Annotated in this window: 18 protein-coding genes; 8 read left to right on the top strand and 10 right to left on the bottom strand. The window is 72.1% G+C overall.

Annotated elements, in window-relative coordinates; translation table 11 throughout:
* The coding region (locus tag D7X32_RS32565; RefSeq protein ID WP_120606468.1) for a HEAT repeat domain-containing protein at positions 1-1,421 on the top strand (1,421 nt) is incomplete at its 5' end.
* Positions 1,422-1,484: 63 nt separating this feature from the next.
* Here the strand turns inward: D7X32_RS32565 and D7X32_RS32570 are convergent.
* Together D7X32_RS32570 and D7X32_RS32575 are read right to left on the bottom strand one after the other, a co-directional pair.
* Entirely contained in the window at positions 1,485-2,396 is a 912-nt protein-coding gene (locus D7X32_RS32570) for a GGDEF domain-containing protein (RefSeq protein WP_120538115.1), read from the bottom strand.
* Positions 2,397-2,467: 71 nt separating this feature from the next.
* Positions 2,468-3,529, bottom strand: a complete 1,062-nt coding sequence (locus D7X32_RS32575) for an asparaginase (protein ID WP_120606469.1) — start codon at positions 3,527-3,529, stop codon at positions 2,468-2,470.
* Between the two features lie 89 nt (positions 3,530-3,618).
* Between D7X32_RS32575 and D7X32_RS32580 the strand changes: the two genes are divergently transcribed.
* The 3 genes from D7X32_RS32580 to truD are packed head-to-tail and all read left to right on the top strand — an operon-like array spanning position 3,619 to position 6,948.
* Positions 3,619-4,596 carry a DsbA family protein gene (locus D7X32_RS32580; protein ID WP_216618806.1) on the top strand — a complete coding sequence of 326 codons (978 nt, stop codon included), beginning with the start codon at positions 3,619-3,621 and terminating at the stop codon, positions 4,594-4,596.
* A gap of 7 nt (positions 4,597-4,603) precedes the next feature.
* Entirely contained in the window at positions 4,604-5,929 is a 1,326-nt protein-coding gene (locus D7X32_RS32585) for a DUF4388 domain-containing protein (protein WP_171449560.1), read from the top strand.
* Complete coding sequence (gene truD, locus D7X32_RS32590; protein ID WP_120606472.1) at positions 5,926-6,948, top strand: tRNA pseudouridine(13) synthase TruD; 1,023 nt, start codon at positions 5,926-5,928, stop codon at positions 6,946-6,948. The genes D7X32_RS32585 and truD overlap by 4 nt, the downstream gene beginning before the upstream one ends.
* A 108-nt stretch (positions 6,949-7,056) precedes the next feature.
* Here truD and D7X32_RS32595 read toward each other — a convergent pair whose 3' ends face one another.
* A complete protein-coding gene (locus D7X32_RS32595) occupies positions 7,057-8,487 on the bottom strand; it encodes an OmpA family protein (RefSeq protein WP_120606473.1) in 1,431 nt (476 codons plus the stop codon).
* Positions 8,488-8,504: 17 nt separating this feature from the next.
* A complete protein-coding gene (locus tag D7X32_RS32600) occupies positions 8,505-8,822 on the bottom strand; it encodes a DUF4398 domain-containing protein (protein ID WP_043321207.1) in 318 nt (105 codons plus the stop codon).
* 156 nt (positions 8,823-8,978) lie between these two features.
* On the opposite strand from D7X32_RS32600, the gene D7X32_RS32605 reads away from it, so the two are divergent.
* Positions 8,979-9,962: a HEAT repeat domain-containing protein gene (locus D7X32_RS32605; protein ID WP_171449184.1), complete on the top strand. Its 984-nt coding sequence runs from the start codon at positions 8,979-8,981 to the stop codon at positions 9,960-9,962.
* On the top strand, positions 9,959-10,951 hold the full coding sequence (locus tag D7X32_RS32610) for an N-acetylmuramoyl-L-alanine amidase-like domain-containing protein (RefSeq protein WP_120606475.1): 993 nt from the start codon (positions 9,959-9,961) through the stop codon (positions 10,949-10,951). The genes D7X32_RS32605 and D7X32_RS32610 overlap by 4 nt, the downstream gene beginning before the upstream one ends.
* A 19-nt stretch (positions 10,952-10,970) precedes the next feature.
* On the opposite strand, the gene D7X32_RS32615 is transcribed toward D7X32_RS32610, so the two are convergent.
* Positions 10,971-11,432 carry a putative signal transducing protein gene (locus tag D7X32_RS32615; RefSeq protein ID WP_120606476.1) on the bottom strand — a complete coding sequence of 154 codons (462 nt, stop codon included), beginning with the start codon at positions 11,430-11,432 and terminating at the stop codon, positions 10,971-10,973.
* A gap of 78 nt (positions 11,433-11,510) precedes the next feature.
* Positions 11,511-11,873, bottom strand: coding sequence for a response regulator (locus D7X32_RS32620; RefSeq protein WP_120606477.1), 363 nt, complete (start codon positions 11,871-11,873; stop codon positions 11,511-11,513).
* Between the two features lie 159 nt (positions 11,874-12,032).
* Between D7X32_RS32620 and hpf the strand changes: the two genes are divergently transcribed.
* Positions 12,033-12,392 carry a ribosome hibernation-promoting factor, HPF/YfiA family gene (hpf, locus tag D7X32_RS32625; protein WP_120606478.1) on the top strand — a complete coding sequence of 120 codons (360 nt, stop codon included), beginning with the start codon at positions 12,033-12,035 and terminating at the stop codon, positions 12,390-12,392.
* Between the two features lie 156 nt (positions 12,393-12,548).
* Entirely contained in the window at positions 12,549-14,651 is a 2,103-nt protein-coding gene (locus D7X32_RS32630) for an MXAN_5187 family protein (RefSeq protein ID WP_120606479.1), read from the top strand.
* Between the two features lie 84 nt (positions 14,652-14,735).
* Here D7X32_RS32630 and D7X32_RS32635 read toward each other — a convergent pair whose 3' ends face one another.
* From D7X32_RS32635 to D7X32_RS32655, 4 genes are all read right to left on the bottom strand, one after another.
* A complete protein-coding gene (locus D7X32_RS32635; RefSeq protein ID WP_120606480.1) occupies positions 14,736-16,385 on the bottom strand; it encodes an ATP-binding protein in 1,650 nt (549 codons plus the stop codon).
* Between the two features lie 208 nt (positions 16,386-16,593).
* Entirely contained in the window at positions 16,594-17,961 is a 1,368-nt protein-coding gene (locus D7X32_RS32645; protein ID WP_120606483.1) for an ABC transporter substrate-binding protein, read from the bottom strand.
* A 173-nt stretch (positions 17,962-18,134) separates the two neighbouring features.
* Positions 18,135-19,487: an FG-GAP repeat domain-containing protein gene (locus D7X32_RS32650; protein WP_120606482.1), complete on the bottom strand. Its 1,353-nt coding sequence runs from the start codon at positions 19,485-19,487 to the stop codon at positions 18,135-18,137.
* On the bottom strand, positions 19,484-22,068 hold a 2,585-nt coding region (locus D7X32_RS32655), incomplete at its 5' end, for a penicillin-binding protein 1A (protein WP_244239307.1). The genes D7X32_RS32655 and D7X32_RS32650, both read right to left, overlap by 4 nt.

Here is a 22,068-nt window from a genome sequence, read left to right on the forward strand (position 1 = left end):
CCCTGGGGGCGGGTGGGACCGCGGCGCAGCAGGCGCTGGAATCGGCGCGCAAGGACGGGAACTGGCGGGTGCGCTGGGCGGCGGTGCGGGCGGAGGCCCGGAGCCGGGGCCTCACGGAGCGGCGGGCCCTGGCGGACTGGATCATGGACACCCCGCCGGACGCGGACCTGGGGGCCTGTCTCACCGCCGTCCGGGCCGCCGCCGACACGGGCCGGTCCACGGCGGACTTCCTGCGGGAGGCCGGGGCACGGGGCCCTTCCGCCGCCGCCCGGGTGTGGGACAGACGGGACGCCGTCCGCCAGTCGCTGTCGCTGGAGATGTTCTCGCAGGAGCCGTCCGTGCGGCTGCCCGCGCTCCTGCACCTGGCCACCTTCCAGGGTCGGTCGGCGACGCGCGTGGTGCTGGACGCGGTGGCGTCGCGGCCCGTCGCGGGCGACGCGGTGATGGCGGAGCTCCTCTCCGCCGTCGCCGAGCGGCAGCACGCCTCCGTGGGCCGGCTGCTCCTGACGGAGGCGAAGCCCCCGGACGAGGCCGCCATCAACCGGCTCTTCGCCGTGTACTCGCGCGAACTGGATGCGCTGCGGCCGGAGCTCGCGGTCCCTGATGTGCAGCGCCGGCGCACGGCGGTGGCGACCCTGCGCCGCTACGGTCCGCTGGCGAAGCGGGAGCTGGAGGGGGCGCTGGGGGACGACGACGGACGGGTTCGCGAGCTGGCGGCGCGCGGCCTGGCCGAGTCCGCCGGGAAGCCCCTGCGGGACATGGCGCTCCAGGGGGTGAAGGACGCGGAGTCCGCGGAGGCCGCCCGGCCGTGGCTGGGCGCCATGGCCCATGAGAAGGGGTGCTTCGCCTTCCTGCGCGACGTCGCGGAGGGACGCAACGCCCGGACACCGGAGGTCCAGGGAGAGGCGGTGGCGCTCCTGGGGGACTGCGCGGAAGGCCCGCCTCCCACCCGGCGGCTGGCGCCCTTTCTGGCTTCGAACGTGGCTCCGGTGCGCGCGGGCGCGGTGCGCGCCCTGGGGGCACTGCCCCGGAACGGCGACGCGATGGCGCTGGCGGCGAAGGCGCTGGAGGACGGGGCGCCGGAGGTGGTGGTGGCCGCGCTGGACGTGCTGTCCGCCTACCGGCAGCCGTCGCGCGGGGATGAAGCGGCGGGCCTCCTGGGCTCGGATCACCCGGTGGTGCGTGCGGCGGCGGCACGGGCGCTGGAGTTCGTGGGCCGCGCCGCGCACGTGCGCGTCCTGGCTGAGCGTCTGAGGGGGGATCCGGTGGCGGACGTGCGCGTCGCGGTGGCAAGGACGCTGACGGCGCTGGGCGGGCCGCAAGCGGTGGCGGCGCTGAGCGAGGCGGCATCGCACGATGCGGACACGCACGTGAAGCACGTGTCGGAGGAAGGGCTGCGCCGGCTGGGCTTCGGGCGCTGACGGGAAGCAGGGGAGGCGGAAGGCCCGTGGATCAGGCCTCCACCCCGCACCCATGGCCGACGCTCACGCGCCGCTGACGGCCTTGGCGTCCACGCGGTTCCGGCCCGCGTGCTTGGCCCGGTACAGGTACTTGTCCGCGGCGGAGATGAGGTCCTCCGGCTGGGAGAAGTCCGAGTCCAGCAGCGTCGCCACGCCCAGGCTGATGGTCACCTTGATGGGCGTGCCGCTGAAGATGAAGTCCGCGCGGTCCACCGCCACGCGGCAGCGCTCCGCGCACGCGAGGGCCGCGTCCTCCGCGGACTCGCGCAGCATCAGCGCGAACTCCTCGCCGCCGTAGCGTGCGAGCAGGTCCTCGGTGCGCACGGTGTCGGCCACCCGCTGCGCGATGCGCGTCAGCACGAAGTCTCCGGCCGGGTGCCCGTACACGTCGTTGATGCGCTTGAAGTGGTCCACGTCGAAGAGCACCAGCGACAGCGGCACGCGGTGGCGCAGGCAGTACGCGAACTCCTTGCGCACCGTCTCCATGAAGTACTTCTTGTTGTAGACGCGGGTGAGGCCGTCGCGCGTGGCGGACTCGTAGATGCTGCGCTGGTACTGCTCCTCCAGCGCGTCCTGGATGCTGAACTTCAGCACCGTGTTGGAGCCGATCTGGATCTTGTCGCCGTCGTACAGCGGCGCCGCGCTCACCTTCAGGCCGTTGAGGTACGTGCCGTTGGTGCTGCCCAGGTCCACGAGCTGGAAGCGGCCATCACCAATGGCCACCACCTTCGCGTGCTTGCGGGAGATGCCGTCGTCCTCCACCTGGAACTGGGCCTCCGAGCTGCGGCCCAGCACCACCTCCGAGCGGTCCAGCTTGAACATCCGCCCGATGCCGGCGGCGGACTTGGCGCTGATGACGATCAGATAGGCGCTCTGCTGCTGGGCGCTGCCCAGCAGGTCCGAAATGGAATGGACGGAAGTTTTCTCCTCGGACATCGCGCCTCCCATCTTACGGGCCGCCTTTTCACGGCGGCAAGCACACCCACGCTCCTTTCACGCACCCGGTGTCAGCCGACCCGCCCCACCCGCGCCGGCCGGCGCCTTTGTTTCTCCGGTGGAGGAACTGTCGGCCGCCCGACGGACAGCTCACCGACCACGGGCGTCCGGAGGAAGCGGGCGAGGGCCTCGCCCCCCCGGGGATGCTCCGCCAGCCCCTGCATCAGCTTCACCAGCGCCGCCGACGGGGTCATGTCCGCACCGCCGACCGCCCCCTCCGCCAGCGCTTTCGCCCCGGACTCATAGAGCGTGAGGTCCACCCCGTTGCGGTACGCCTGGCTCACCACCAGCACCGGGACGCCCCGCTCCCGCGCCTGGACGAAGAGCGGCAGCAGCGAGCGGCCCAGCTCCGGCGCGATGGGCACGTTGCCCGCTCCGTACGCCTCCACCACCAGCCCCTTCACGTGCGGCAGCAGCTGCAGGGGCAGGGCGGGATCCAGCCCCGGGTACACCTTGAGGAGGAAGACGCGCGGATCCAGCTTCTCGTGGAGCCGGAAGGGGCCTCGCGACGGGAGGCCCTTCTCGAAGGTGGCGTCCACGCCCAGCGTGCCCAGGACGGGGAAGTTGGGGCTTTCGAAGGCGTCGTATTCCGCCACCTTCACCTTGCGCGTGCGGTTGCCCCGGTACAGGTGCGAGTCGAAGCAGATGGTCACCTCGCGCGGCCCCTGCAGCGCGGAGAGCACCGCGTCAATGAGGTTCAGCCGCGCGTCCGAGCGGATCTCCCCCAGGGGCCGCTGCGAGCCCGTCAGCACCACGGGGCAGGGCGGGTTCCGCAACATGAAGGACAGTGCACTGGCCGTGTAGGCGAGCGTGTCCGTTCCATGGGTCACCACCGCCCCGTCGAAGTCCGGCAGTCGACGGTGGAGGTGGGCGGCCATCCGGCTCCAGAGCTCCGGCTGCATCTCCGAACTGTCCAGGTTGGAGAACAGCTCGAGTTCGATGTCGGCCAGTTGAAACAGCTCCGGGGCGCGCTTTCGGAGTGTCTTGAAGAAGGCCGCGGGACGCAGGGCGGAAGGCCGGCCTCCGGCCATTCCGAGCGTGCCTCCGGTGTGCAGCAGCAGGACTCTGGGCATGGGCGTGGCGCCTCCCTGCCAAAGCCCGCCTTGCTTTACAAGCCCTGCGCGCGTGGCTAAACCCCGGAGCCGTGCTCTTCCCTCGATGGATGCGTGTTGCTCCCGTGCTGGCCGCGGCGACCCTGATGGGCGCTGGCTGCACCAAGAGCGCGGAAGTCCCGGCCACCGCCAAGGCCCCGCCGCCGGCCGCCAACCCGGCCCCGGCCCCTGCCGCCGCTCCGGCCGCGCCCTCCGCCGCGGAGGCGCCGCCGTCGGATCCGGCGCAGGCGTTGACGGGCATCCCCGGCATGGACTTCTCCGCGCTGCCCCCGGCGGCCAGGCGCGAGCTGGCCACGGTGTTCAGCGACGAGTTCTGCTACTGCGGCTGCCCCCACTCATTGGGCGCGTGCCTCAAGCAGCACACGCCCTGCAAGCACGCGAAGCGGATGGCGCGGCTGTCCGCCCGGCTGGTGGCGGAAGGCGGCCCCGCGAGCGAGGTCATCGTCTCGCTGTCCAAGTACTACGCGTCCTTCCGCGAGCCGCGCGTGCAGCTCAAGGTGGATCCGCGCATGTGCCAGGGGGACGCCAACGCGCCCGTGACGGTGGCGGAGTTCTCCGACTTCGAGTGTCCCTTCTGCGGCAAGGCCCGGCCCATCCTGGAGGGCTTCGCGAAGAAGCACCCCAGCGAGGTGCGCTTCTGCTACCTGCCGTTCCCGCTCTCCATGCACGCCAACGCCGTCCCCGCCGCGCAGGCGGTGCTGTGGGCGCGCGACCAGGGCAAGTTCTGGCAGATGCACGACGCCCTCTTCGGCCAGCAGGACAACCTCAAGCCGGAGGCGCTGCCCGCGCTGGCGAAGTCGGTGGGCCTGGACGGGGACAAGCTGGCCGCCGTGCTGAAGACGGACCAGTACAAGGACGAGATCGAAGGCTTCCACGCGCAGGGACGCGTGGCGGCCATCAACAGCACGCCGTCCCTGTTCTTCAATGGACGCGCCTACGAGCTGGGCTTCCAGGAGGCGCAGCTCGAGCACAGCATGGAGGACGAGGTGGAGTGGCGCGCGAACAACAACGCGTGGGCCGCAGACTGACGCGTCGATGAGCCAACGCTTCCGCATCGATGGCGCCGCGCAGCTGGTCCCCGAGGACCGCTCCGGCATCCCCGCGCTCGCGGGACGCTCGGGGACGTACGCGCTGATGCCCACCGGGCCCGACCTGCTGGTGTTCTCCCGCACGCCGCCGGAAGGGGGCTCCATCCCCACGCCGCGCGTGGTGCTGGCGGGGGACGCGGGCGGCTTCCCGCTGTCCGACCTCATCGCCTTCCTCAGCCAGTCGCGCTGGAGCGGCGTCATCCGCGTGCACACGCCGGGCGGCGAGCGCTCCCTGACGCTGCGCGAGGGCGAGGTGCGCGGTGCCAGCTCCGAGGAGCCCGCGGACCGGCTGGGCGAGGTGCTGGTGCGGCTGGGCTACGTGGACCGCGCGCAGGTGGAGGCGGTGCTGCGCGAGCAGTCGCACTCGAAGCTGGGCCGGGCGATGGTGGAGAAGGGCCTGCTCCAGGCGCACGACCTGTTCAAGTGCGTCACGCACCAGGTGAGTGAGATCTTCCACGCCATCGTGCTGTGCCGCGAGGGGGCGTTCTTCCTCATCGACCAGCCAATGGACGAGAAGACGGGCCACTCGCTCCAGCTGTCCACGCAGAGCCTGCTGATGGACAGCATCCGGAAGATCGACGAGATGGCCCACTTCCGGAAGCGCATCCCCCACGGCCGCATGTACGTGGCGCGCAAGCGTCCGTCCGACGGCAAGCTGGAGGAGGACGAGGACCGCGTGCTGACGATGCTGGACGGGCGGCGCACGGTGCTGGAGCTGGGGCACGCGGCGCGGCTGTCCGAGTTCGACGTCACCAAGGTCGTCTTCCGCCTGCTGGAGGGCGGCTTCGCGGGGCTGATGGACAAGCCGGTGGGGGCTCCCACCGCGGCTGCTGGCGTGGCGCCGGAGAAGACGGCCACGCCGCGCGCGCGTCCGCCGGTGCGCACGGCGCCCCCGGTGGATGCCCGTCCGGTGGCGCGCGTCTTCAACTTCATCTTCCGGGAGATCCGCGACGAGGTGTCCCGCTCCGGCATGGACCGCGAGTTCATCGCGGCGGCCAACGCGGCGCTGGCCAACCAGGCGCTGTCGTCGTCGCCCGTGCTGGAAGGGCTGGCGTTCGCGGCGGATGGCAGCCTGCCGGAAGGGCGGTTGATGGAGGCCTTCGACAAGCACCGCGCCCACCTGGGCAGCGAACCGCTGGCCTCGTTCCGTCAGGCGCTGAGCGACGTGATGTTCTTCCTGCTGTTCCAGGCGGGGGAGCTGTTGGAGTCGCGCGCGGACGAGGACCTGGCCCGCCGGGTGAAGGAACTCCTGGCCACGCTCGAGGCACCGTGACGGACACCGGCTTTCCGAGGCTGACCGCGGGCGTGCCCGGGTGTGGCGGCGCGTTCAAGCTCACGCCCGAGGACTTCGAGGTGGAGGAGCTGCCCGCGTACCTGCCGTCCGGCGAGGGCACGCACCTGTACCTCTGGGTGGAGAAGCGCGGCCGGGACACGCGCGAGGTGGTGCGCGCGCTGGCGTCCGCGCTGGGCGTGCGCGAGGACGACATCGGCTCGGCGGGGATGAAGGACCGGCAGGCGGTGACGCGGCAGTGGCTGTCCGTGCCCGCGAACGCGGAGGCGCGCCTGCCGGAGTTCGCGCTGGACGGTGTGCGCGTGCTGGAGGCGAAGCGGCACGGCAACAAGCTGCGCACCGGGCACCTCAAGGGAAACCGCTTCACGCTGCGGCTTCGCGGCGTGCAGGACCTGGGCGCGGCGCGGGAGTCCTTCTCCCGGCTGTCCGCGGAAGGTGTGCCCAACTACTTCGGGGAGCAGCGCTTCGGGCGGGCCGGCGACAACGCGGACCTGGGCCGGATGCTCCTTCTGGGACAGCGACTGCCGAAGCGGCCGGACCGCTTCCAGCGCAAGCTGTACCTGTCCGCCTTCCAGTCGCGCCTCTTCAACCAGGCCCTGGCCGCGCGGCTCACCGCGGGCACCTTCGCCACGGCGCTCCTGGGCGACGTGCTGCGCAAGGAGGAGACGGGCGGCCTCTTCGTGTGCGAGGCCCCGGACGTGGACGGCCCGCGCGTCGCCGCGTTCGAGGTGAGCCCGGCGGGCCCCATGTTCGGTCCGAAGATGACCGCGTCGAAGGGCGAGGTGGCGGAGGCAGAAGCCCGGCTGCTCGTCGACGCGGGCGTCACGCTGAGCGACTTCCAGCGCGGCGGAGACGAGACGGAGGGCACGCGCCGTCCGTACCGCGTGCGGCTGGGCGCGGCGGAGCTCACGGCGGACGGTGAGGACGTGCGGCTCACGTTCGAGCTTGCTCGCGGCGCCTACGCCACCGAAGTGCTGCACGAGCTGCTCAAGGACGCCTGAGCGTCCCCCGGAAACGACCGCGCCTCCCAGGGCATTGAGGCCCGGGGAGGCGCGAAGGGGACCGCCGTTCCCGCTTCCGTCATGGCGGAAGCGGGGTGGGGCGTCACGTCACTGCCGGACGACGTTGAACTCCGTGCGGCGGTTGAGCGCGCGGCCCGTCTTCGTGTTGTTGGGCGCCACGGGCTTCGTCTCACCGAAGCCCACGGCCTCCATGCGGCCCGGGTCGATGCCACGCTTGAGCAGCTGCGCCATCACCGCGTCGGCGCGCTTCTGGGACAGCTTCAGGTTCGCTGTGTCGTTGCCCATCGAGTCGGTGTGGCCCTCGATGCGCATCTTGCGGATCCACGGCGCGTCCTTCAGCGCCTGCGCCACCTCGTCCAGGATGGTGGTGCTCTGCTTGCCGATGATCTTCGCGGAGCCGGTGCCGAAGAGGATCTGCTTCTTGATCTCAATCCGGTCCTTCTTGACGATGACCATCTTGTACTGCTTGGCGCACCCGCGTTCCTCCTTCACGCCCGGGTCGTCAGGGCACGCGTCCAGGCGGTCCACCACGCCGTCGGCGTCGCGGTCCGGATCCGGGCAGCCGCCGTTCTCCTGCGGGCCGGCCTCACCGGGACACTTGTCCTGCGCGTCGGGCACGCCGTCGCTGTCGTTGTCCAGGTCCGGGCAGCCGTCGTCGTCCTGGAAGCCGTCCTTGTCCTCCGGCTCGTCCGGGCACTTGTCCTTGTCGTCGTTGATGCCGTCCCCGTCCTTGTCCACGATGGGGCAGCCCAGGTTCTGCAGCGGACCCGCCTCGTTGGGGCACTTGTCCGTGCCGTCCACGATGCCGTCCAGGTCGTTGTCCATCTCCGGGCAGCCGTCGTCGTCCTGGAAGCCGTCCTTGTCCTCGGGCTGATCCGGGCACTTGTCGGCGTTGTCGAGCACACCGTCGCCGTCGCGGTCCTTGGGGGCCTCCGGCGGGCAGCCGTTGTTGTCCGCCACGCCGGGGATGAGCGGGCACTTGTCCGCCGCGTCCAGCACGCCGTCGTTGTCGTTGTCGTTGTCCGGGCAGCCGTCCTGGTCCTGGAAGCCGTCCACGTCCTCGGCCTGTTCGGGGCAGGGGTCGTCCTTGTCGAGCACGCCGTCGCCGTCGCTGTCCGTCTCCTCGATGCTCACCACCACCTGCTGCTGGGGCTGGGTGGGCTGCTGAGGCTGTTCCGGCTGCTGCGGCTGCGGTGTCTCCGGGCGGTCGCGCACCAGCACCTGGCGCGGGCCGCAGTTCTTGGACAGCTCCAGGGCGCGCTTCACCGCGGTGTCGGCGTTGCGCACGTGCTGGGCGGCGCGCGAGCTGTTGCCCTGGCTGAGCTCTCCGCGGGCGAAGTCGAGGTTGGCCTCCGCGGCGGCCAGCTCCGCGGGCGCGCAACGCAGGGCGCCGCCCCGGCGGGCACGCTCCACGTCGGCGGTGAGCACCTCCGTGTCAGCGCGGATCTTGTTGCCGCTGACGCAGGCGAGGGAGGTGAGCAGCAGGGTGAAAAGCGCGGACTGGAGCAGACGCTTCATCGGGGAGCGCTCGGGCGTCACGGGTTCTGGGGGCGGCCCTGGGAGTCGCCGCTGTTGGCCGCGGACATGGCCTTCTCGCGTGCCTCGTTGGCGAAGCGTGAGGCCTTCACCGCGAAGTCCACGCCGGCCTGGTAGTCCGAATAGCCGACCTCTTCCCGCGCCTTTTGCAGGTAGAGGTTGGCGGCCGTCCACTCGTAGGGGGCTTCCTTCTCCGCCCCCGCGGTGCGCGCGGCCTGGATCTGCACTTCTGCGTCGAGGATGTTGGACGTGGACTTCACGGGTCCACATGCGGTCAGCACGCCCGCGAACGCCAACAGGAGCGACTGCTTCGTCATCACGGGGGCCTCGGTCGACAGAGCGGAGTGACTGGTCGCCGGTCGTATCAATCGCCTCCAGGGGGGTCAAGAATCGGGCGGTTGGCGTGAAGCAGGGGGCCGGGCGGAGGGGTGGACTTTGACGGCGGGTGCCGCGCTTGCCATCGTTCCGCCCCTGTGCGTCCTCCGTCCGTCCGTGCCCTGCTCGTCGTCCTGCTCCTGCCCCTGACCGGCCTCGCCGGACCGGCGTCCGCGTCCAAGAAGGCCCAGAGCCGCGCGGAGGCCGACACGGTGCTCTCCCAGGTGGCCAACGGCGGCCCCGTGCCAGTTGCCACGTCGCGCCTGCGCTTCTTGCGCGAGGAGGCCTACGCGGCCGAGGAGATTGGCCCGCTCCTGCGCACCACCCATGACGAGCGCACCCGCCGCAACCTGGTGTCGCTGCTGGCGTCGCTGGGCGCGCGCTCCGGCGAGTCCACGCTGGTGAAGCTGGCCTCGGACGGCGACAGCACCGTGCGCATGTACGCGGCGCAGGGCCTGGCCCGGCTGGGCAGCCGCAACACCGGCGCCGTGCTGCCGCTCCTCCAGGACAAGAGCAGCGGGGTGCGCCGCGAGGCCGCGCGGGCGCTGGGCGCCTCCAGGAATCCGAAGGTGGGCAAGCCGCTCATGGCCGCCGCCAAGGACGAGCAGGACCTGGAGGTCCGCGCGGCGCTGCTGGAGGCCGCGGGCGCGAGCGGTGACGCGAAGCAGAAGGCCGCCCTCAAGACGTACCTGGACAGCGATTCGGAGAGCACGCGCTTCGCCGCGGCCCGGGGCCTGTGCCGGCTGGGCGCCCCGGAGGGCTTCGCCTTCGCGCAGAAGCTTCTGGGCAACACCGACAAGTACGTGCGCCGCCAGGGGCTGGTGCTCTTCGAGGGCGTGCCGGCGAAGAAGGCCAGCCCCGTGCTGTCGCCGCTCCTGAAGGACGCGGACCGCACCCTGGCCGCCACCGCCGCGCGCGTGCTGTACCAGGGCGGCGATGCCGCGTCGCTGGACTGGCTGGTGCTCGCGTCGTGGAACGCGAAGGGGGAGGAGAAGCTCGTCTACGAGAAGGAGTTGGAGACGCTCCAGCTCGCGGATGACCGGCGCAAGGTCATCCTGCGCAAGGCCGGGGTGGCGCCGTGAGCCTGTGGGGTGTGTGCGCGCTCGCGCTCTTGTCCCAGTCCCCCGTGAAGCCTTCCGCGCCCCCGGCGGCCGTGCCCCCGGCGCGCGCGGTGCCCGCGTCGCTCACCGCGCCCGCGCATCTGGCGGCCTCCCCCGCGACCCCGCCCGTCCGGGAGAACGGCTGGAGCGCGCTCACGCTCGAGCAGCGCGCGGCCCTCATCGCGGAGCAGGCCGAATCCCCGCTCTCGGAGCGCCTGCTGGGCATGAGCGAGAAGTTCCTCAACACGCCCTACGTCCTGTCGCCCCTGGGCGAGGGGCAGGGCGTGGACCCCGACCCCACCTTCCGCCTGGACGCGGTGGACTGCCTCACCTTCGTGGAGGAGACGCTGGCGCTGGGCATGGCGCACGGCGAGCCGGAGGTGCCGGCGCTGCTGGAGCGGATCCGCTACGCGAGCACGCCCACCTATGAGGACCGCAACCACCTGATGGAAGCGCAGTGGCTGCCCAACAACATCAAGAAGGGCCTGCTGGTGGACGTGACGCGCAAGTACGCGAAGCAGGACACCGTCGCCGTCACCAAGACGCTCACCGCGCACACCTGGCAGTCGAAGTCGTCCATGGCGCTGCAGCTGCCCCGCGAGCGCCAGCCCGTGGGCACCTTCACCCTGGACATGATTCCGTTGGACAAGGTGCTCGAGCACGCGCGCGGCGTCACCTCCGGCACCATCCTCGTCGTGATGCGCGAGGACCTGCCGCTGAAGGCCACGCGCATCACCCACCTGGGTTTCGTGGTGCAGAAGAAGAAGCGCACGTACCTGCGCCACGCGTCCCGGGGCGGCTACAACCGCGTGGTGGACGAGGACCTGGAGACGTTCCTCGCCCGCAACGCGCGCTACGACAAGTGGCGGGTGACGGGCGTGAGCCTCTTCGAGGCCCGCCGTCCGCCCGCCACGCTCGCGTCCCAGCCCACCGCGCCCGCCGGGGGCAGCGCGGACGTGGGCACGCCCTGACCGCGAAGGTGACGCGCCGCTAGTAGGCCGGGGGCGCGCTGTCCACGGCCGCCTGACGCGACCGCTCGTCCTCCAGCTCCTCTTCCTCCGCCGCGCGGCCGGCCTCGTCCGCGGTGGCGAGCCCCTGGACCTTCACCTCCTCCAGGAGCGCGGCGGCGCGGGCCTGGGAGGTGTCCGGCACCAGCAGCTCCCACCAGGGCATCAGGTTGCCGGTGGTCAGCTCGTCCACCACGCCCGAGCGGCCGGGGCGCACGATGAGCGGGATGCGGTTCTCATCCAGCACGTCCGCGAAGATCTGGGCCGTCACGGGGTCGTCCGCGATGCCCGCCCTCACGAAGCGGCTTTGATCCAGCTCATGGGGGAGGGGCAGCCCACGCTCGCGCATCTCCTCCGCGGACACGAGCGGTGGGTGGTTGGGGCAATCCGTGCAGTCCACGACACTGTCTTGATACTCCGAGCCACACCGTGCGCAGTACCTCATGGGGCCCTCCTGGGCGATGGCTGGAAAGTTAGGAACGGCTCGCGCGGATGGCAGGCGGCCCCCCGCGCGAATTTCCCGTCAGTGCCGGGCCGCGTCTCCCAGCTCGCCCACCATGCGGCTCAGGCGCTCCACGTCGATGGGCTTGCGCAACACGGCGTCGCAGTAGTCCGCGTTCTCCACCTGTGCGTAACCGGAGACCAGGACGACACGGGCATTGGGTTCACGCTCCTTCACCTGTTGCGCCAGCTCCGTGCCATTCATTCCGGGAAGGGACTCGTCCGTCACCACGACGTCGGGGTGCGTGGCCTCGAACGCCTTCAGTCCCGCCACGCCGTCCGACGCGGTGGTGACGTCGAAGTCGTCCTCCAGGAGCTCCGCGAGGAGTTCCCGGCTGTCCCCGTCGTCCTCCACCAGCAGCACCTTGATTCGCTCGCCATCCATGCGACTAGAGCAACCCGGTGCCCCACGGGAATCGTCCATCGCATCCCGGGCGCGGTGACGTCCGGCTGGCTGCTTCGGGGGAGGGCAGGCGGGAAGGCTTGCGACAGCCCCTCACGGGCGGGCGGGGGACTGCCCATGTTTGTGCCCGGAGGTGAATCCATGAAGGTGTTGTTGCGTGGAGTGCATCTGGGGCTGACGGACAACCTGAAGCAGTACGTGGACACGCACCTGGTGGCCCACATCGAACGGTTCGCCGAGGACGAGGCGTCGGAACTCGACATCGCGCTCGTGGATATCAACGGGCCCAAGGGAGGCGTGGACAAGGAGTGCCGGGTCACGGTCCGCATGCCTGGCATGGAGGCCGTGCACGTGACGGAGACGTCGGAGACGCTGTTCCAGGCCATCGACGCAACGCGTGACCGCCTGGAGAAGGCCATCAAGCGCGCGGTGGAGCGGCGTCGTCAGGTGTCGACGAACGGCCTGCCGTACGACCTGAACGCGGACGCGTCGACCTACTGACGTCCGGTTGCATTTCGGTGCGACAAAACGAAGGGCCCGGGAATTCCGGATGCCAGCCGGGCATCCGGCCCCCGGGTTCCTTCGGGCCAGTTCCTTGCTGGGGTCGGAAGGTGGACGCTATAAGCGGACCCCTCACCCTTGGGCTAAAGGACGGCGATGGTCCGCCTCAAGTTCCTGCTGTTCGCACTCCTGGTCCTCGGACTGGGCCTGGCTCACTTCCCGATGCTGTCGGCGCCTCAGCGTGCGCGCGCGGTGGAGGGTGCCGCGCTCCAGGCCGCTTCGGGCACCGGCGAGGCCGCGCGTCGCGTGGATGCACGCCGCGCCGAAGTGCAGTCCCTGGCGCTGAAGCTGGCTGGCAGCCCCCAGGTGGCCGCCGCCGTGCACGCGCTGACTCCCGCGCCCGTGGCGAAGTCTCCGCGCGAGCGCAACTATGGCCGGGACGCGGAGGAGCCGGTTGCGCTCCTGCCGCTCACCGCCGAGCGCTTCGCCGCGCTGCGCACCGCCGCGGAAGCCGGCCTGCCCAAGGAGCTCCAGGGCGCGGTGGTGGCGGTGGTGGCCGGCGACGCGAGCTTCCATGCGCGCGCGGGCGCCGAGCCTTCTTCGGATACGGCCGCGCTCGACGTCGCGGCGCTCGCCAAGGCGGGCACGTCCGTGGTGGACGCCTTCGGGGCGCCGCACGTGTTCGCGTCCGTGCCGCTCGCGTGGAGCGGTGAAGGGACGCCTGCTCCGGCGGTGACGCTGGTGGTGGGCGCTCCGTTGGCCGCGGACGCGGCGCTGCAGGGCGCGCTGGATGCGTCCGGCGCGGCCGCGGTGGGGCTCGTGCAGGGCGACAAGGTGGTGGGGGGCGTGGGCGCGGAGAAGGCGCGGCTGGATGGCGCGCTGCCCCGTCTGACCGCCGGTTCGAAGGACACGGTGCTGGAGTCGGGTTCGCTCCAGGCGCTGGGCCCGGTGCAGCTGCCCGCCTTCACCAGCGGCGACGCGATGGGCGGCCAGGCGCCGCTGTTCGTGGGCTCCCGCCAGGCGCTGACGGGGACGCCGTATGAAGTCGTGGTCCTCGCGGGCACGGCGGCGACGCTGGCCCCTCTGGCCGCGTACCAGCACTCCGCGCTGCTCGCGCTCGCGGGCCTGTTCGTGCTGAGCCTCATCTGGACGGCGCTGATGGGCGGGGGCAAGAAGGCCTCCGGCGACGAGGCCGTGTCGGGCAACTCGGACACGCTGGGCTGGTCCGCGGCGCTCGCCGCGCAGTCCACGCCCGCCGCGCAGCCCGTGGCCACCTCGCCGCCGGCTCCGGCCGCCGTGGCTCCCGTGGCCGCGCCGGTGGCGGATCCGTTCGGTTCCGCCGCGCACGCGGAGCCCCTGTCCAATCCGTTCGGTTCCGCCGCGCACGCGGAGCCCCTGTCCAACCCGTTCGCCTCGGCCGCTCCGCCGGCCGCGGATCCGTTCGCGGGCGCGGATGCCTTCCCCTTCCCGGGGACGCCTGCTCCGGCCGCGGATCCGTTCGCGATGCCGCCTCCGGCCGCCGCGCACCATCCGTTCGGAGCGCCCCCGGCCGCCGCGCCGCTGGCGGATCCGTTCGCGATGCCGCCTCCTGCCGCCGCGCCGCTGGCGGATCCGTTCGCCGGGGTGGAGTCGTTCCCGTTCCCGTCGCCGCCCTCGGCCTACCCGCCGCCGGCCGCGGAGCCGTTCACGCCGCCTCCCTCGTACGCGCACGGCGGCGCGATGCCCTTCGAACACCCGGCTCCGCCGGCCGAGCCCCTCGCCCCGGCGGCGCCGCGTCACGGCGCGTTCGCCTTCGAGGATCAGCCCACGGCGGCGTACTCGCTCCATCAGGCGGCCAATCCGTTCGCGCTGGCGGCGGCGCAGTCCTCGGATCCGGATTCTCCGGAGACGACGCGCGTGGCGGCGATTCCGCGCGAGCTGCTCCAGGCCAGCACCCGGCCCACGTCGGAGGCCATCCCGATGCCGCCCCCGCGCTCCAACGGGCAGCAGGCGGTGCCGCTGCCCATGCCGGGCGTCAACAGCGCGGCGGCGGTGGCCCTGTCGGAGGAGCAGCACTTCCAGGACGTCTTCCGCGAGTTCGTCACCACGCGCGAGCGCTGCGGTGAGCAGGCGGATGGCCTGACGTACGACAAGTTCGTGCAGAAGCTGCGCAAGAACAAGGAGCAGCTCGTCACGAAGTACGCGTGCAAGACGGTGCGCTTCCAGGTCTATGTGAAAGAGGGCAAGGCCGCCCTCAAGGCGACGCCCGTCAAGGACTGACGGCCCGCCGCCACCGTGCGGTGCCCGAAGGCCCGGGACCTCTCACGAGGTGCCGGGCCTTCTTGCGTGGGGCCTTCCTTCCGGTCAGCTCGCGCGGGGGAGCACGACGCTGAAGCGGGCGCCCTGGCCCGGCTCTCCGCCGACCTCCAGGCGGCCTCCGTGCTCCTGGAGGATGCGCGAGGCGATGGCGAGCCCCAGGCCGGTGCCGCCATCCTTGGTGGTGAAGTAGGGCTCGAAGATGCGGGCGCGGTGCTCCGGGGGGATGCCGGGGCCTTCGTCCTCCACCTCGACGATGGCGTCCGCGTCGGTGCCCTTCACGCGCACGCGCAGCGCGCCGCCCTTGCCCGTCATCGCCTCCTCGGCGTTCTTCACCAGGTTGACGAGCACCTGGGTGAGCTGGTCGCGGTCCGCGCGGGCCACCACGCCCGTCTGGAGCGCGGGCTCCAACCGGATGCCTTCGGGCGGCGCGGCGTACAGCGACAGGACGCTCTGGGCCAGCTCTCCCATGTCCACCGGGGCGAGCTGGGGCTTGGGCAGGCGCGCGAAGCGGCTGAACTCGTCCACGATGCGCCGCAGCCGCTCCACCTCCTCCAGGATCACTCCCGCGCTCTCCTTGAAGAGGGTGGGGAAGCTGGGGTGGCGCGCCTCGTGGGCGGCCAACAGCGTCTCCAGCGACATGCGGATGGGGGTGAGGGGGTTCTTGATTTCGTGCGCCAGCCGCCGGGCGACCTCCTGCCACGCGGCGATGCGCTCGGTGGCCATCAGCCGTTCGGTGGTGTTCTTCAGCTCGGACGTCATGTGGTTGAACGTCCGGACCAGTTCGCCCACCTCTCCGGTGGCCCGGGCCGTCACCTGGACGTCCAGCGCGCCTTCGGCCACGCGGCGGGCGCCGGAGGTGAGGGCCTCCACGGGGCGCGTCATCCAGCGGGAGACCAACATGCCCAGGAGCGCCGCGAAGCCCAGGCCCAGGCCGGCGAGGAGGAGGAACGCGCGCATGACGCCCTCTTCGGCTTCACGCGCGGCGGCGCGGCTGAAGGTGAGGCGCACGGAGGCCGCGTTGCCCAGGGGCAGCACCTGCTCCACGGTGGGCGGGGCCGCGCTGCCCGCGTGCGCGACCTGGGTGTCGCCGGAAAGGAGCGTCACGTCGGATTGCGTGAGGCGGGCCAGGTGCTGGGCGAGGCCGTCATCCAGCACCACGCCGCCCACGGCCCACAGGCGCACGTCGCCGTAGTCCACGGGGCGCGCGGTGACGAGCGCGGGGACCTGGCGCAAGCCCGCGTCGCCTCGCATGTCCACGCGCACGGGCACGGGCCGGGGGGACTTCTCCTTCGTCACGGCGAAGAGGACGGGATCCGGGTCTCCGCGCCGCGCGGGCAGGTGGCCGGAGGACAGCACGGTGCCGTTGCGGTCGAAGAGGGTGAGCACGGTGAGGCCGCGGCTCTTCATCAGGCCCTCGGCGGTGTTGGCCTGGATGGCGCGCAGGGGAGCGGCGCGAGCTTCGCGCACCAGGTCCTCCATGGCGGGGCTCTCCACCAGCTCCTCGACGGCGCGGCGCGCGTTGGCGGCGGAGCGTTCCAGGGACTCCTGCGCGGAGGCGGTGGCGGCCGTCATGCGCGCGTCCAGTTCGCGAGACAGCGTGTCTCGCAGGCGCGTCAGCGTCAGGGGCACGACGACCGCCAGAGGCACCAGCGCGAGCAGGGCGAAGGCGAGCGCGAGCCGGGTCCTCAGCCGCATGCGGGCCGGTCCTTCCTGGGCGCCTGACGGCCGAGGCACTTCGGGACCGACGTGCGGACCGTCATGTCGTCAGAGCTCACAGCCGCCCTCCGGGGCTGACGGCCGAGCGACTTCGCGACCGCTGTGCGAGCCGTCACGTCGGCCGTGCTCCGGGCCTGATGGCCGAGGGACTTCGGGACCGCTGGGCGAACCGTCACGTGGGCCGTGCTCACGGCCGCCCTCCACCACCCGAGGCCTCGACAGGGGCGAGCCATGCACCTTCGAGCACCGGCAGTCCCTGCGCGTCCAACGCCAGCCCCGTCACTTCCGGCGCCGCGCGCAGGGCGAGCCCCTGGGCGTACAGCGGAATGAGGGGCACGGAAGGCGCGAGCGCCAGGGCCCGTTCACGGCTTCGCGCATCGCGGGCTCCGGCGTCCGTGAGCGCTCCGATGGGCGGCAGCTCCACGCCGAGCAGGTCGCGGCGTCCTCCTGCCTCGAGCACCACCGCCAGCGCGGGACCGGGGATGGATGGCAGCAGGAACGCACTGAGCATCAGTTCGAAGTCGCCCTTCGCCTGACGGCTTCGCAGCGCGGCGCGCGACTGGGGCTCCAGCGCGACGGTGTAGCCCTGATCATGCAGCTTCACCTGGATGCGCTCGGCCACGGCGCGTTGATCCGCCAGCGCTGCGTCATAGGCGAGCGTCACCTTGCGGGTCGCGCCCGCCGGAGGGGCGACGGGCCGGGGCCTGGGGCCCTGGGGCATCAGCGCGGGCGGCAGCAGGTTCGCCATGGGCACGGCGGGCCCTCTCACGAACAACCGCGTGAGGTCATCGCGGTCGATGGCGCTCTCCACGGCCTGGCGGAAGTCCGCGGGCACCTTCCGGGGCGAATACGCCAGATAGGTCGCGTACAGCGCGACGCCGGTGAGCGTGTCGTTGTCTGGAGGCGTGCCCAGCTCCACCTGCACCTGCCGCGCGGACCACAGCCGCGTGAGGCCCCGTTCATCCGTGGCGGTGAGCGCCAGCCGGTCCAGGTACGGCCGGCCTTCGGGCCACGCGACCTGAGCCTCCAGCACGCCCCGGCCCGAGGCGCTGAAGGGGCCCGACGCCGGAGACGGCGGCGTCGCGAGGGCAGGGTGACACAGCGAGCGCTCCAGGTCGGGCCACGGGAAGGCCAGCGCCAGGTCCAGCGTGGCGCCCGTGGACGTCACCTGCCGGCCTTCGCCGCGCAGCGGATACAGCAGCGCGCGATACGGAGACGGCGACTCCGTGGACGACAGCCGTGTCCACGCGCGGGCCAGCGCGGTGGCACTGGCGGCGGAAGGCATCGCCACGCGCAGGGCCTGCGGCACGGGCCGCGTCAGTTCACGCGCCAGCGTCGGGTGCACCTGTCCGCCGATTTCCGCGCGGCACACGGGCCGTGTCAGCAGGCCCAGCAGCGCGGCCTCCATCGGCGTGTCGGCGAGCGCGGGCTCACCGATTTCAGGCGGGCCCGCGTGGGCTACGCGCAGCTCGCCGCCGTAGCGTGGACGGCTGGCCGCCAGTGCGGGCGCGGAGGAAAGAAACACGAGGCCCGCGAGGGCGGAGCGGATCACCACGGTGCCCTCCTGACGCAAGCGGAACAGCTTGCCCGTGCCATTCGACGAGGGGACGCACGCTGTGTGGCTCGGCGCCACTGGCTCACGGCGTCTCCGATTGATGCCGGCGGGATGGCACGTGCCGCTGGACCGCGAGGGCGTCACGAGGACGTCGTGGCGCTTGTCACCCTTCATCACGGTGCACCCTGGCGCAGGAGGAACAGCTCGCTCGTGCCGTCCGGCTTCCACGAACCCACGACGACTTCGCGGCGCTTGTCGCCATCCAGGTCCGCCGTCACCACGTACAGCGCCCGGCCCGGCGGGAGCGCTCCCTGCCACAAGGGCTCGTGCGCCATCGGCGCGTCGGACGTCAACGACAGCACCCGCAGCACGTCCGGCGACGGCTGGAGCTGAGGTGACGTGGTGAGCAGCTCCGGCACCCCATCCCCATCCAGGTCTCCCAGCGCGCTGCCCGCTCCCAGCCCGGACACCTTCACCGGCGCGGACGCGGGACGCACGTACAGCGACGCCGTACCGTCCGCGTGCACGAACAGCATGCGCGGGGCCGCGAAGCTCGCCGTGCCGAAGGGCGCGGGCACCGTGAGGCTCCGCCCGTCCGCCAGCCGCACCTCCGGCGCGAACACCGTCTGCCCCGGCACGAACGCCCCCCGCTCAGACGTCCCCAGCGGCGCGGCGTCCAGCGTCCCTGACGGCCGCAGCGTCCCCTTCGCCTTGTCCAGCACCAGCACTTCGCCCCGCGCGAACCGCGTGCTCCAGGCCGCCAGTCGCGGCGGCCCCATCAGCACCGCCAGCGCTCCGAAGGGCTCGCGCGTCGTCGCCGCCGAGGCCGTCCCTTCCAGCTCACGCCGAGCGAGCACCCGCCCGTCAGCGCCGAACACCACGACCTCGTGTTCGGTGAGCGCGGCCACTTCATCGCGGCCGTCACCGTCCAGGTCTCCCGCCGCCAGCGCCGCCAGCGGCGTCTCCAGCCTCGAGAACACCGCACCCAGCAAACGCACCGGCCGCCGCTGCTGCGGACCCGGGCCCGGCGTTCCCGACGACGGCATCCCCACCGCGGCCAGTGCCAGCACCGCGGCATCCGCCTCCACGCCTTCGGCCACGGCGGCGGCGGGCTTCGGCGGACGCGTGGGCGTGCGGCCGGACCAGAAGTTCACCCACGTGCCCAGCACGTCGCCTCGGGCCACCAGCTCTCCGCCCTCCACGTCCAGCGTGAGCCGCGCCAGCGAACGGGCTCCCTGTTCACGGGCGGCGGCTTCGGCACGCTCGGGCGGCACGTCCAGCACCACCGGCCCCAGGTTCATCGCCGAAAGGCGCGCGGCCAGCAGCGTCCCGAAGGCCCGGCGCAGCTCCGCGGAGCCTCCGGACAGGCAGAGGGCCACGGGCGCCTCGGCGGGCGCACCGCGAATGGCGTCCGCCACGGCCAGGGCCAGCCGTGCGGAGGCGGGAGGCGCGCCTTCGTCCGACTCCGCCCGGGCGGGCAGGGCGAACACGAGCGCGAGGACCAGCGGAAGGAGCGAGCGACTCACAGGCCCCTTTTGCCACCTTCCTCCAGGAAGTAGTTGTCCGGCGTCACCTGTCCGGGCGGCGGTGCCTCGGCGGTGGGCTGCGTGCCCTCCAGGAAGGGCTCCATCCGGCCCGGCACCGCGTTGCCCGCGAGCAGCCCCGTCACCGGGTCGATGCGCACCTGGGTGACACCCGGAGGCACCTCGAAGTCGCGCGCGGGCAGGCCGTCCTCCGCCACCCGCATGAAGTTGAGCCAGATGGGCAGCGCGGCCCGGCCACCCGTCTCGCTGCTGCCCAGCGGCGAGTTGTCATCGAAGCCCACCCACGCGCTGGCCACCCAGTCCATCGTGTAGCCGTTGAACCACGTGTCCTTGGACTCGTTGGTGGTGCCCGTCTTGCCCGCGGCGGGCCGGTTCAGCTCCCGCACCGCGCGCGCCGAGCCGTCCTCCACCACGCTGCGCATCAGCGACGTCGTGAGGTACGCCACCGCCGGGGGCAGCGTCTCCTCGAAGGCGGGCTGGTGCTCCTCCAGCACCGTGCCCTTCGCGTCCTGCACGCGCAGGAGCGTCAGCGGCTCCGCGTAGCGGCCGTTGGCCTGGAGCGTGGCGTACGCGTTGACGGCCTCCAGCATCGTCACCTCGCCGGTGCCCAGCGCCAGCGTGAGGTTCTCCGGCATCGCGGAGCGGATGCCCGCCCGGCGCGCGAAGTCGATGGCGGTCGCGGGCGTGACGGCCTCGATGAGCCGCACGGACACGGTGTTCTTCGACTTGCTGAGCGCCGTGCGCAGCGTCATGGGGCCCTCGAAGCGCCCGTCGAAGTTCTTCGGCCGCCACGTCTTGCCCGTGTACGGGTCGCGGATGGACTCCGGCGCGTCGTTCACCATGGAGAGCGGCGTGAAGCGTCCGCTGGCCAGCGCCGCGCCGTAGATGAAGGGCTTGAAGGACGACCCCGGCTGCCGCTTCGCCTGCGTGGCGCGGTTGAACGACGAGCGCTCCGCGTCGTAGCCGCCCACCATGGCCACCACGTTGCGGTTGGCCGGGTTGATGACCACGAGCCCGCCCTGCACCACGGGCACCTGATCCAACGTGGCCTCCACGAAGGCCGGCGCCGGAGGGGCCTTGAGCACGCGCACGAACACCAGCTCCCCGGGCGTGAACACGTCCGCGATGTTCTTGGGCGACTTCTTGTTCTTCTGCCGCGCCCAGGTGACGGACGCGAAGGGCACCTCCGCGGTGCGGCCCACCAGGTCCACGCGCGCCACGTCGCGCTTCGTGTCCACCTCCGTGACGTAGCCGGTGAGGCGCAGCCCCTCCTCCATCGGCTTGAGGATGACCTGGCCCGCGCGCGCTCTCTCTGGCGACTGGACCTCCTCTTCCTCCGAGTCCGGGTCCGCGGCCAGGGCGGCGGGGCGCTGCTCCTCGGCGCCTTCCAGCTCTGGAGGGGTGGGCGTCCTGGCCGCCGGAGCGGCGGGCGCGGGGGCCTGCGCGAGCGGCGCCAGGTCCGCGACATAGCCCTGGTCCTTCTGCCGGCGGCCGGCCTCCTCGATGCGCTGGACGATGAGCTCGCGGTAGCGCTTCCACTGCGCCTCCTCCAGCTTGCCCTGCGCGCCGCGGTAGCCCTGGCGCCGGTCCAGGGCTTCCAGACCGTCGCGCACGGCCTGCTCGGCGGTGGCCTGGAACTTGGGCACCAGCGCGATGTCCACGCGCAGGCCGCCCTCCATCACCATCTTCTCGCCGTAGCGTTCAATGAGCGTGCGGCGGATCTCCTCCGCGTAGTAGGCGCCCGCGCTGGCCGCCTTGCGCGGCGCGAGCACGATGGGCTTCTCCTTCTCCGCGTCCACCACCGCGCGCGGCACGAAGCCCTGTCCGGCCATCTGCTCCAGCACGTAGCGCTGGCGCGACTTGGCGCGGGTGATGTTCGCCACCGGGTTGATGCGGTGGGGAGATTGCACGGTGCCCGCGAGCACTGCGGCCTCGCCCACGGACAGGTCCTTCGCGTGCTTGCCGAAGTAGAAGAGCGCGGCCTCCTCCAGCCCGTAGCGGCGCTGCCCGAAGTACACGCCGTTGATGTAGAGGCTGAGGATCTGATCCTTGGTCAGCGCCTGCTCCAGGCGCGGGGTGAGGATCCACTCGCGGATCTTCCGGCCCAGGCTGCGCTCGGGCGTGAGCAGCATGTTCTTCACCACCTGCTGCGTGAGCGTGGACGCGCCGGACTTGCGGCTGCCGGGGATGAGGTTCTTCACGCCCGCGCGCAGGATGCCGAAGGGGTCCAGGCCCTCGTGCTTGTAGAAGTCCGCGTCCTCGGCCGCGAGGAACGCGTTGCGCACGTGCGGAGGCAGGTCCTCCATGCGGACGAGCGTGCGGCGCTCCAGCGCGTACTCCGCGCAGAGCGAGCCATCCGCGCACGTCACCTTCGTCACCTGCGGCGGCTGGTAGTTGCGCAGCGACTCCACGGACGGCAGGTCGCGGCTGAAGTAGACGTACGCGCCCACGCATACGCCGATGACGAGCACCAGTCCGACGACGCCCAGCACCAGGAGCCGTTTCGTCCAGCGCCACAGCGCGGCGCCGAAGCCGCCCTTCCGGGGCGGCTTCGGCGCCGCGC

The sequence above is a fragment of the Corallococcus carmarthensis genome, from assembly GCF_003611695.1.
GTDB lineage: Bacteria > Myxococcota > Myxococcia > Myxococcales > Myxococcaceae > Corallococcus > Corallococcus carmarthensis.

Coding starts and splice junctions, on each gene's coding strand:
- D7X32_RS32600 (WP_043321207.1), bottom strand. CDS start 8,822: ATGACGAAGCAGTCGCTCCTGTTGGCGTTCGCGGGCGTGCTGACCGCA.
- D7X32_RS32615 (WP_120606476.1), bottom strand. CDS start 11,432: ATGAGGTACTGCGCACGGTGTGGCTCGGAGTATCAAGACAGTGTCGTG.
- D7X32_RS32620 (WP_120606477.1), bottom strand. CDS start 11,873: ATGGATGGCGAGCGAATCAAGGTGCTGCTGGTGGAGGACGACGGGGAC.
- D7X32_RS32585 (WP_171449560.1), top strand. CDS start 4,604: ATGAGCCAACGCTTCCGCATCGATGGCGCCGCGCAGCTGGTCCCCGAG.
- D7X32_RS32580 (WP_216618806.1), top strand. CDS start 3,619: ATGCGTGTTGCTCCCGTGCTGGCCGCGGCGACCCTGATGGGCGCTGGC.
- D7X32_RS32570 (WP_120538115.1), bottom strand. CDS start 2,396: ATGTCCGAGGAGAAAACTTCCGTCCATTCCATTTCGGACCTGCTGGGC.
- D7X32_RS32575 (WP_120606469.1), bottom strand. CDS start 3,529: ATGCCCAGAGTCCTGCTGCTGCACACCGGAGGCACGCTCGGAATGGCC.
- D7X32_RS32635 (WP_120606480.1), bottom strand. CDS start 16,385: ATGCGGCTGAGGACCCGGCTCGCGCTCGCCTTCGCCCTGCTCGCGCTG.
- hpf (WP_120606478.1), top strand. CDS start 12,033: ATGAAGGTGTTGTTGCGTGGAGTGCATCTGGGGCTGACGGACAACCTG.
- D7X32_RS32630 (WP_120606479.1), top strand. CDS start 12,549: ATGGTCCGCCTCAAGTTCCTGCTGTTCGCACTCCTGGTCCTCGGACTG.
- D7X32_RS32595 (WP_120606473.1), bottom strand. CDS start 8,487: ATGAAGCGTCTGCTCCAGTCCGCGCTTTTCACCCTGCTGCTCACCTCC.